The following is a 10,677-nucleotide window of genomic DNA, read 5'->3' on the forward strand; positions in this document are numbered from 1 at the left end:
GCCCATCGTCGCGCAACGCGATGGTCGATGCCTCCGGCAGGGCCACGTTCGGCGTGCCGGCTATTCGCCAGCGACTGGCGCATCGGGCGCGGATGCGTCAGGCAGGTTGCCGTCGCTCGCATAGCGGATCAGATCGGCATCGCGCACGATGCCGAGCTTCTTCATTGCGCTCGTTTTCTGCGAGCTGATCGTCTGTTTGCTGCGATGGAGCTGCGTGGCGATCTCGCCCACCGTATAGCCGGCGCCGAACAGACGGACCACTTCGATCTCGCGCGTCGTCAGCGGGCGGGCCGTATCCGACGTGCCCGTCGATTCCAGCAATTGCTTGATGTGCGGCGACAGGTAGTTCGCACCGACGTACGCTGCATGCACCGCACCGACGAGATGGGAAATCGCATCCGACTTGCTCAGGATGCAGCCGACGCCCTGCTTGCGGATCGCATGCAGCACGCTGGGGTTGTCGATCATCGTGATCGTCACGAGCTTCAGCGCCGGATAGCGGCGCTGCAGGAACGACAGCAGCACGAGCCCGTCGCCGAACTTGCCGCCGGGCATCACGTAGTCGACCACCAGCACGTCGCTCGGCTTCTCGTCGAGTGCCGCCACGAGATCGGTCGAATTGGACACGGAGCCGACGAGCCGGATCGTGCTGCTCTCCGCGAGCGCCTGCGACATGCCCATCGCGGATGATGGGTGGTCGTCCGCCACCATCACACGCACAAAGAATTCATCCATGGTCCCTGTTCTCCCCGAGGCTTTCGATCGCGCATCCGTCGGCGGCCGCCAATGCGGGCCGCGATTCCGTTCCATCCAGCGGACGGGCCGTCGAGTCGACCGTCGCTTCGATACATCGGAGAATGCTAGCGCGCCTCGATTTTAAGATAAAACACTGGCAAGACCGTAAGCATTGGCTGACCGGCAGAGGCGGGCTGTGTTCCGCGCCACCCCGCGACCCGACCTGCGTTCGGATACCGGGTGCACGCGCCCGGGCGCTGACGATTGGCATGCGCTTGCGTACAGGCACCACGCGCGTGGGCAAAGCGGACGATGACGCACGCCGCCGCCTCCCGGTGAGGAGCACCGCACCGCCCGGCCTGCCGCAGTGCCGTCGTGACCGCCTGCCCGGAGGCGCACCCGTCGCTCAATCATTGCGCACCGTGCGTTCTACCCGCCGTGACTATCTGCGCATCCCCTCATCCGACTCGCCCCGCTCCTCCAGCACCTGCTTCCACTCCGTGATCGCGCGCCGCTTCTGCATCGGCGACATGATCATGAATTCGTTCATCTTGCCGAGAAAATCCTTTCTGGACTTCTCGGGAAGCGTGGCGAAATCGAGCAGCATTGCGAAGACTTTCACCATATAGCGCACGGTCTTCCCCTCTTTTCTCCTGATTGATCTGCGCCGCTCCTGCCGATGCGGCGCGCTGCCTTCCGTTTTTTTGCCCCCGGCATCATCGGCCGCGACACACGATCCTCATTCATGCCATGTCGCCATGCGCGAAATGCGCGATGTCCTGTTTTTGTATTCCTTCTCCGCGCTCCGGCACGCCGCGGCGCCGGCCAAGGCCTGCCAGCGCGCCGCGCAGGTGCGCGAGCGTCACCGGTTTGGTGAGCACACAGCCGATTCCCGCGTCGGCATAGCGCTGCCCGTCATCCGGCGCGACATGCGACGTCACGACCATCACGTCGCAATCCACGCCGAGCGCGTGCACGGCGTTTGCCAGCGTGCTGACCGACATGTCCGGCAAACCGGCATCCACCAGCAGCACGTGCCACGCGCCGCTGGCCATCAGGCCGAGCGCCGCTTCGGCCGACCCCGCCGCTTGGACCTCGCAATCCAGCACGTGAAGCTGCTCCCGCAACAACGTGCTGCCGACGGAATCGAGGCCGGCGAGCACCACGCGCCTCGCGTCCGGACGAACGGCTTCCGCGGGCGTGCCAGTCAGCCGTTGCACGGCAGGGCCGCCGGTGTCGGCCAGCGCCTGCACGAGCGAAGCCTTCAAGCCACCCAGTGCATAACTCGACACGCGTATCGTCCTGCCCGCCCGATACGCTTGCGGCGGGCCGTCCGGCGTGGCGAGCACGACAGGGCAGCCACCGCCCAGGCTGTCGAGCTCCGCGCGCGACCACGCATCCGAATCGCCGAGCAGGACGATCGCGGCGGCCCGCGCACGACGGTCGGCCGGAATCCGCGCCGGACGTTCGTACGCGTCGACGTCGAAGCCCCATGCACGCAGATGCGATAACGCGAAGCGCTGCCATTCCGTACGGGCGACGACGATCAGCGGCACGCGTGCGCCGCGCGCGGGATGCGCATCGAGCGGCACGACCGCCATCCCGAGCGGCAGCGTCAACGTGAAGCGACTGCCGGTGCCCGGCACGCTCGCCACGTCGATCCGTCCGCTCATCGCGGCCGCGAGGCGATCGCACAGCGCGAGCCCGAGCCCGGTGCCCCCGTAGCGGCGCGTGATCGACGCATCGACCTGCGAGAACGCCTTGAACAGCTTGTGCCGATCGGCGCCCGCGATGCCGATGCCGGTGTCCTCGACCGCGATCGACAGCTCGGCGCCGCCGCATCCGGCCGACGCGACCGACACGCGCACCAGCACGTGCCCGCTGGCGGTGAACTTGATCGCGTTGCTCAGCAGGTTGCCGAGCACTTGCCCGAGCCGGGTCGGATCACCGCGCATCTGCTGTGTGTCGCTCGCGTCGACTTCGCAGAACAGTGACAGCGCCTTCGCCTTCGCGACCGGCGCGAACGCGCCGAGCGTGCGCTCGATCACGCCGATCACGTCGAACTCGATCGCTTCGACCGTCATCGCACCGGCTTCGATCTTCGAGAAATCGAGAATGTCGCTGACGAGCGTGAGCAGGCCCGACGCTGCCGTGCGCAGCGTCTGCACGCGGCCGTGCTGTGACGCATCCAGCGCGGAACGGGCGAGCAGTTCGAGATTGCCGAGGATCACGTTGAGCGGCGTGCGGATCTCGTGCGTGATCGCCGCGAGGAACGACGACTTCGCCGCGTTCGCCGAATCGGCCGCGCGCACCGCTTCCTCGAGCTGCTGAACGAGTTGCCGTCGTGCGGTGACGTCAGCGACCGCGACGATCAGCACGTCGATCTCCTGGTAACGCGCGCCGCACGCGCTCACCTCCAGATGCAGCGGCGTCGCACCTGCATCCGCATCGGCCAGCACGAAATCGGTCTGCAGCGAACCGCCGGCCGCGCCGCCTGCGATGAACGCGTCGTAGCGCGCCACTGCCTGTGCGGACAGTGCGCGATAGTCGCTGCCGAGCCGCGCGAGCATCTCGGCCAGCGCAGGGCTGACGAGCATGAAGTGGCCATCGGCGCGCGAGATCAGGCCGAGGCCGATCGGCGCCGTCTCGATCACGCTGCGGCACAGTGCTTCGCTGTCGAACACGCGCTGCGAGCGTGCATAGACGGACGCGAACACCCGCCGATGGAAGCGCACGAGCAGGATCCACATGATCGCGATGGTGAGCAGCGACGCGCCGAGCAGCAGGCTCGCACGCCACGCGACGTTCGCGACGACGTCCGCCCACGGCAACGCATACGCAAGCATCCAGCCCGTTGCATCGAGGGTGCCGTGGAAGATCACGAAGCCGTCACGGAATGTGGCCTGCTCGGGCTTCGTGTTGTCGCGCGATGGATCGAGCGCCAGCAGGCGGCCGATGCGGGCTTCGTCGCCGGCCACGCCGGGGCTCGCCGCGACGAGACGGTTGTCGCCTGTCGTAATGAAGAACGCGCCGTCGACCGGATGCTCGGGCTGCCACGACAGCAGGTGCTCGGGCGCATATTCGGTGACAAGCACCGCGAACGGCTCGCCGTCGACCTGCGCCTGCGCAGCCAGCCGGATGCGTGCGGCACCCGAGATCGGATCGTTGAATGGCGGCAGCCAGCGCACGTGCGGGCGACCGATGGACCCGGCCACCTGCGTCGGGCCGGCACCGAAATCGATCCGCAGTGCCTCCATCACGCGCGCGCGGCTCTCCGGCGTCTCGAGCACGCCGCCGCCGGCGCCCGAATCCGGCACGAGCCCGAGCAGGCTGGTGCGCGTGCTGTAGTGATAGCCGACGAGCGTCTGCCCGCGATTGATCGAGCTCGCCGCGCAGATGCGCGCCAGCAGCACCGACAGCGACAGGTAGCTGGCCACCTCGGTTCGGTCGGCGGGCTGTTTCGACACACCGAACACGACGGACGGATAGGGCTTGATCGCGGCCCGCTCCCCGCCTTCGTAAAACGCGTCGACCACGCCGTCGGGTGCCGGCGCGGTTTCCCGCCAGATCAGCTGTGCATTGGTCACGCCGTTGCGGAACGACGTCTCGCTCACCTTGATCTCGTTGAGCGTCTGCACCATGCCCGTCAGGAAATTGTGCCGCTCGCCGTCGAGATAGCCATACACGATCGAACCCATCCCGAGCGCACAGGCGATCAGGATCAGGATCGTGACGACGATCCCGCCGCCGAACACCGAGATGTTCTGATAACGGCGGATCGATTGGAGCGGGCTGTAAGGCATGTCGCGATGCGACGATGCCGGACGCCGGCGTGCATATGCATCCGGCTCCGGCATCGTGCAGGAAGGTGGCCCAGGAAGATTGGAATGCCACGATCATGCCAAACGGCCTGCCTAAAATCAGTCCGGAATGAACGGTTTAGTACATGTCCAATATGATTTGAACGCAGATTTGAACTTGAACGATATTTGCGCGCCGATCCGGCCTGCAGGGGTCAGAACGTTACGGGCGCTGGCCCGATCGGGGGCGAGCAAAGGCAAGCGGGGTGGATACCGTCCTGTCGGCGTCCACCCCGCTTCGGAAAAAACAGAAAAGCGGCCGCGCGATGCAGCCGCCATGCTCGCTCAGTTCTGCGTGAGCGGATTCAGCGTCGTGCACAGGAAGCCCGTGCAGTTCTTCGGCGTGAAATAGAACGATGCCATCGCGAGCGGCGGCGTGGTGCCGAGCGCGATGTCGCTCAGATACGCGCTGCCCTGCCCGCCGAACGTGTTCGACTGCTGGACGAAGCTCGCGCCGGTCGACTGGATCGCGGCAGACTGGTACGTGAAGGTCGGCGACTGCGTCTGGTCCTTCACATAGACCCACGAGATCGCCATGCCGAACGCCATCGCGCCCTTCGCGCGATAGCCCTTCGCCCCTTCGCTGTTGGCCTGCGCAATGAAGTCGTTGACGGTCGACGTCGGCGCCAGCGCGTCGTACGTATAGGTCGCGCTCGACGCGTTGTTCTTCATGTAGATGTTCGCCTGCACCGACGCCACCGCGATCGGCCCCAGGAACCAGTAGCCCGACTGGCCCTGGCCGTTCGCCTGCGTGAGGAACGCATTGGCATCGGCCGGCAGGCCCGTCGTCGTGTACGTGTAGGTGGCCGACGAGCCGCCATCCTTGCGGTAGAGATCGCCGTACGTGAGCGGCCCTTCGTAGCGGTAGCCGCTCGCCCCTTGCGCATTGGCCGTGTTGACGAAGGACGTCATGTCGGCCGGCGCCGTCTGCAGCTGGTACGTGTAGGTCTGCGCGGTGCCGTCGTTCACGAAGATCGATTGCGTCCCGCCGTTGCTCGAGCTGTAGTAGTAGTCGCCCAGATAACGATAGCCCTTCGCGCCTTCGCTGTTGACCAGCGTCAGGAAGCTCGCCTTGTCGGCCGAGACAGGCTGCGCCTCGTAACGCCACGTCAGCGTGCCGCCGCCCGAGCCACCGGAACCGCCCGAGCCGCCACTGCCGCCGCTTCCCGTGCCGCCCGACCCCGTGCCGCCGGTCCCACCGGTGCCGCCGTTGTTGCTCGTGCCCGATCCACCGGACGCCGCGGGCGAGGAATCGTCGCCGCCGCAAGCGGTCAGCGCCAGACAGGTCAATGCGATCAGGGCAACGGCTTTCATCGGGATCACCTCAATGCAAAAAGGACGAACGAAGCCGGTACGCGCGGATCACGCCGCGCGCACGGACAGTCACGAATCACGAATCAGGAACCGGCCGGCGGCGCACCGCCGGCCCGGGAACGTCAGTTGACCTGGAGCTGGCCACCGCGGCCGAGGCCGCCCTTGACGTCCTGCGCCTTGTAGCTGCGCAGTGCAACGACCATCTTGTTGTACGCGTCGATGAACGCGACGACCGTTGCCTTGCCTTCCGGCGTCGTCGAGAAGCCGGCGAGCGCGCCGCCGACGCCGCCGCCGAAGCCGCCCAGCGCCGCACCGTAGTTGGTCGCCGTCGAGCTGCCTTCCGACGCCGCGATCTGCACGGCCGAGCGCACGTCGAACAGCGTCAGCGTGACGACCGACGCCTTCGTCTGCAGGTGGCCGGCCACCGCCGCGACCGCGCCGTTGCCGATCAGCCCGCCGATCATGCTGCCGATACCGCCGATCGGCGAATCGTTGATGACGATCTGCGGTTCCATGTAGTAATCGGCCGCGACACGCTGGCCCTTCTGCTGCTTCGAGCCCGCGCGGTATTCGCCCGAGTTGCGCTGCAGCTGCGTGATGCGCGACAGGCGCGCATCGCTCTTCTGGTTGCCGATCGACGTGATCACGAAGCAGTTCGACTGTTGCACGGCCAGGCGCAGCAGCGGGTCGATCGTCGTCATCTTGGTCGCGCTGCCGAACGGGCCCCACCAGTCGGCGTTGCGGCCGTCATCGACGGCGATCGTGCCGAGCGGCGATGCGCAGCGTTGCAGCCCCGAATCGGCGCCGGCGCTCGTGCCGCCCGCAGCGGCACCGGTCACGCCCGCGTTCTGGCCGCCGGGCGTCACCACGCCGCCGCAGCCCGTGACGGACGCGCAAAGCGCTGCCACCAGCGCACCTTGAGTGAGACGTTGGGAAAGGATGGTCTTCATGTCGTTGTCGATCGATTAGAGTCGTTGTTCGGCTTATGTGTTCGTGCGAACTTCGATAAGCCCCCCGGCTGGCGCGCGATGGTGGTCTCCCCGCTGCTGCCCCCGTTGCTTCAGGCCCGGTCAGTAGTACCAGTACGTCTGCTGCCAGACGCCGTAGTACGGATAGCCCGAGTACCAGTAGCCGTAATAGCGGTCACGCCATTCCGTGCGCCATTTCCAGTCTTCTTCGTCTTCTTTCTTCGCCTTGCGCGCCAGGTCGAGCAGCTTCTTCGACTCCTTGTCGCCACGGCCGGCCGCGATCGACAGCCACTTTTCCGCTTCGCGCGCGTCGGAACCCATTTCCTCGAGGCCGAACAGGTAGAAACTGCCGAGCGCCTTCTGCGCCTGCAGGTCGCCTCGCTCGGCGGCCTCGCGCATCCACTTGAGTGCCTGGTAGCTGTCCTGGCGCACGCCGTCGCCGCGGAAATAACGCAGGCCGAGGTCGTAGGCGGCCTTCGGCTGGGTCTTCGCGGTCTGCTTCAGCGCAGCGATGCGCGGGCTTTCCTGGTCTTCCGAATCGTCCCTTTTTTGATAGGACACCTGATCTTTAGGACGGTCGGAACAACCTGTGTCGTCGCAGATCCGCACCGTGTTGCTGGTGATGGACGGATCCTGCGCGCACGCGGCCAATAGCAACAGCAGCCCCGGTGCGAGTAAACGGCGGTACATTGTTACCTTCCTCAAGTTTTATTGGCGCCGCAATTCTTCGAGCTATCCCACCCCCGCGAGCTCGCACCCGGTGGCGCGCGGCGCAACGGATACAATCCGCCGACGCCGACACGCACTCCAAGGCTCTCTCAGGTTCTCTCTTCGAATCGTTCCGTCACTGTTTCATTGTTGTCGCTTTTCGCTGTATCGACTGTTGTCGTCGATGACCTCCAAACATGACGCGACAAACAATAGTGACGTGGTGAGCAATAATAATGAAGAAAAATGGCATGTCAAGGTCATTCGCTTTTTCGAAGTTTGCGTGACACGTCAGTTTTGATATGCTCACCCTCGCCAAAAACCCCTGGAGACCCCATCGAGATGTCCACCACCGAGCAGGCCAACGTCGATCTGATCACCGCCAACAAGGTGCGCGACCTACTGAACCGGAACGGTATTCCGCCGCGAAGTCACAACACGACGATCGCGAACGTGCTCGGCCTGAGCTTCTCGGTCGTCACGCGCAAGATGAAAGGCCTGATCCCGTGGAACCTGTCGCAATTGCAGGACATCGCGACGCACTTCGGCGTGCCGCCCGCGATCCTGCTCGACGACAAGGGCACGCAGCCGGCCGCCGCCGAGATGATCGACGCGACGCTCGTGATCGAGTCGCGGCGCTTCCGCTGCCGCGCCGCGATCTCGACCAAGGCCAGCAGCCAGATCGAAACGGATTTCGTCGCGCTGCAGTGGCAGGGCGAATGGCTCATCACCGAGCGTCAGCACGCGCGCGAGGGCCGCACGTATCCGGTCGACGTCATCGAGCTGCGCTCGACCCAACCGAACGTGTATGCGGCGCGGATCGCCGTGGTCGACGATTCGCAGGACGTCGCCGAAACGGTGTGTGAATATTTCATCGAGAAAGGCGTGAACGCGATTCCGTACTTCGACGGCGCGGCGTTCCGCAAGGCACTGGAGGTCGAGGATTTCGACGGCTACATCCTCGACTGGATGCTCGGCGACCAGACCGCCGCCGAACTCGTGCGGGGCATCCGCTCGAGCGAGAACAGCGGCGCACCGATCTTCCTGCTGACCGGCAAGATCTCGACCGGCGAAGCCAGCGAAGACGAAATCGCGCACATCGTGTCGCACTACAACGCGCGCTGCGAGGAAAAGCCGGTGCGCCTGCCGATCCTGTTCGCCGAAGTGGCGCGCGAACTGAAGATCACGCTGCCGGCCACGGCCGCCGCGAACTGAGACCACAACGACAAATCACCACTGCACGACCGAGGGCAAGACATGCGAATTTCGACCATCTGGACCAAGAGCCTGCTGACGGCCTGCCTGCTCGGCATGGCTGCCGCGACCTGGGCCGCTTCGTCGTTCACGTTCACCGTCGACGGCAAGATCGACAAGCACAACCAGCAAGGCAATAAGGCGTACGTGTTTTCCGAGCAGGCGCTGATGGCGCTGCCGCAGCACACGATCGTCACGTCGACGAGCTGGACGCCGAAGGCGACCTTCACAGGCCCACGCCTGTCCGACATCCTGAAGACCGTCGGCGCGCACGGCACGCAGATCGAGTTCCGCTGCATCGACGAGTACACGTTCACGATTCCCGTGTCCGACGCCGATCGCTACGGCGTGATCCTCGCGCGGACGATGAACGGCAAGGTGCTCGGCAACGACAACTACGGCCCGCTGTGGATCATGTACCCGCGCGACCAGTATCCCGATGAACTGAAGACGCCGCTCGGCGAAGCCAAGTTCGCGTGGCAGATCATCGGCCTGACGGTGAAATGAAACGCGGGCGATGGAAAAATAGAAAAATCATCCTGGTCCTCGGCTCGCTGTGGATCATGGGGTTCGCCGCGTGGGCGTTCCTGCTGTGGGACCTGCTCGCCACCTCGGTCAACGAGGGCGTGCTCGAAGGGCCGCGCGAAGGCGTGTTCTGGACCGCCGCGCAATACCGGAACGTCTATACGCGGTTCGACCGGCAGCTGATCCTCTACGCGACGCACCAGGACGACGACTTCGATCACGTGCAGATGCAGCTCGACAGCCTGTCGGTGTCGTTCGGCTTTCTGCAGCGGCCGTCGGAAGTGTCCCAATACTGGCTGCGCATCCCGCGCGCGCGCAACGAGATCGACGCGCTCGGCGAATTCATGACGCGCCTGAAGCGCAACGTGCCGTTGCTGCGCGACTCACCGAAAAGCGCGCAGCAGGTCATCGACGAGGTCAACGCGTACTGGCCGAAGGTCAACGGCCTCGCGAACTATTTCCGCGCGATCGAGATGGCGCAGCGCGACTTCACGTTCCATCAGCTGAAGGAAAAGCAGCGCGCGATCCTGATCCTCGGCATCGTGCTCGGCGTGATCCTGTGTGCGCTGTTCCTGCTGCTGTTCTATACGATGCGCACGCGTGACGACCTGCTCGAACGGCAGGACGCGGCGCTCGACGCCGAACGCAAGGCGTCCGACCGCGCGTTCGAAATGATCGAGGCGAAGAACGCGTTCCTCGGGATGGTCAGCCACGAGTTGCGCACGCCGCTGCAGGCGATCTGCGGATCGGTCGAGATCCTGCTCGCGCGCCCGCAGTCGGATGCGAACCTGAAGACGATCCGGCGGCTGCAGAATTCCGCGTTGTCGCTCGAGGCGCTCGTCAAGGACCTGACCGACTACATCAAGCTGCGCTCGACGAAGCGCCTCGCCGAACGGGAAACCGTCGGCATGGCGTCGCTGCTGGCCGAGGTGCTCGACCCGCTGCGCGAGAGGATCGCGGCCAAGCGGATCGCGATCGCGCAGCAGGTCGAGCCGCACGACCTCCAGATCCGTTCCGATCGCAAGCTGCTGCGCCAGGTGCTGTCGAACCTGATCGAGAACTCGGTCAAGTACACGGTCGGCGGATCGATCGACGTGTCGATCACGCTCGCCGACGCACCGGCCGGCCAGCAATTGAAAATCGCCGTGCGCGACACGGGCGCCGGCATCGCGAAGCCACACCTGTCGAAGATCTTCGAGCCGTTCTATCGCGCGAACGACGCGGTCGGGCTGCATGTGGACGGGATCGGCATGGGGCTCGCCGTCGTGCGCGAAATCGTGACGACGCTGCGCGGGCATGTGGACGTGCAGCGT

At 65.3% G+C, this 10,677-nt stretch carries 9 protein-coding genes; 3 read left to right on the forward strand and 6 right to left on the reverse strand.

Annotated features, from left to right (window positions below; translation table 11 throughout):
• Positions 1–60 precede the first annotated feature (60 nt).
• The 6 genes from G3N99_RS05015 to G3N99_RS05040 form a co-directional block, all read right to left on the reverse strand.
• Positions 61–735, reverse strand: coding sequence for a response regulator (locus G3N99_RS05015; protein ID WP_174939499.1), 675 nt, complete (start codon positions 733–735; stop codon positions 61–63).
• 442 nt (positions 736–1,177) lie between these two features.
• Positions 1,178–1,369 carry a hypothetical protein gene (locus tag G3N99_RS05020; RefSeq protein ID WP_244132463.1) on the reverse strand — a complete coding sequence of 64 codons (192 nt, stop codon included), beginning with the start codon at positions 1,367–1,369 and terminating at the stop codon, positions 1,178–1,180.
• A 109-nt stretch (positions 1,370–1,478) separates the two neighbouring features.
• Entirely contained in the window at positions 1,479–4,538 is a 3,060-nt protein-coding gene (locus G3N99_RS05025; protein WP_206121796.1) for an ATP-binding protein, read from the reverse strand.
• 342 nt (positions 4,539–4,880) lie between these two features.
• Positions 4,881–5,909 (reverse strand): hypothetical protein, encoded by a 1,029-nt coding sequence (locus G3N99_RS05030; RefSeq protein WP_206121797.1) that lies wholly within the window; start codon positions 5,907–5,909, stop codon positions 4,881–4,883.
• 122 nt (positions 5,910–6,031) lie between these two features.
• Positions 6,032–6,859 carry a hypothetical protein gene (locus G3N99_RS05035; RefSeq protein ID WP_174939505.1) on the reverse strand — a complete coding sequence of 276 codons (828 nt, stop codon included), beginning with the start codon at positions 6,857–6,859 and terminating at the stop codon, positions 6,032–6,034.
• A 120-nt stretch (positions 6,860–6,979) separates the two neighbouring features.
• Entirely contained in the window at positions 6,980–7,567 is a 588-nt protein-coding gene (locus tag G3N99_RS05040; protein WP_039369757.1) for an SEL1-like repeat protein, read from the reverse strand.
• Between the two features lie 360 nt (positions 7,568–7,927).
• Between G3N99_RS05040 and G3N99_RS05045 the strand changes: the two genes are divergently transcribed.
• The 3 genes from G3N99_RS05045 to atsR form a co-directional block, all read left to right on the forward strand.
• The gene (locus G3N99_RS05045; RefSeq protein WP_174939507.1) at positions 7,928–8,800 is read left to right on the forward strand and encodes a helix-turn-helix domain-containing protein; all 873 of its coding nucleotides are present in this window, start codon (positions 7,928–7,930) and stop codon (positions 8,798–8,800) included.
• 42 nt (positions 8,801–8,842) lie between these two features.
• Positions 8,843–9,346 carry a molybdopterin-dependent oxidoreductase gene (locus tag G3N99_RS05050; protein WP_206121798.1) on the forward strand — a complete coding sequence of 168 codons (504 nt, stop codon included), beginning with the start codon at positions 8,843–8,845 and terminating at the stop codon, positions 9,344–9,346.
• Positions 9,343–10,677 (forward strand): hybrid sensor histidine kinase/response regulator AtsR (gene atsR / locus G3N99_RS05055; protein ID WP_206121799.1); only part of this gene is annotated, 1,335 nt, incomplete at its 3' end. The genes G3N99_RS05050 and atsR, both read left to right, overlap by 4 nt.

It is taken from the genome of Burkholderia sp. Ac-20392 (assembly GCF_017104585.1).
Taxonomy (GTDB): domain Bacteria; phylum Pseudomonadota; class Gammaproteobacteria; order Burkholderiales; family Burkholderiaceae; genus Burkholderia; species Burkholderia lata.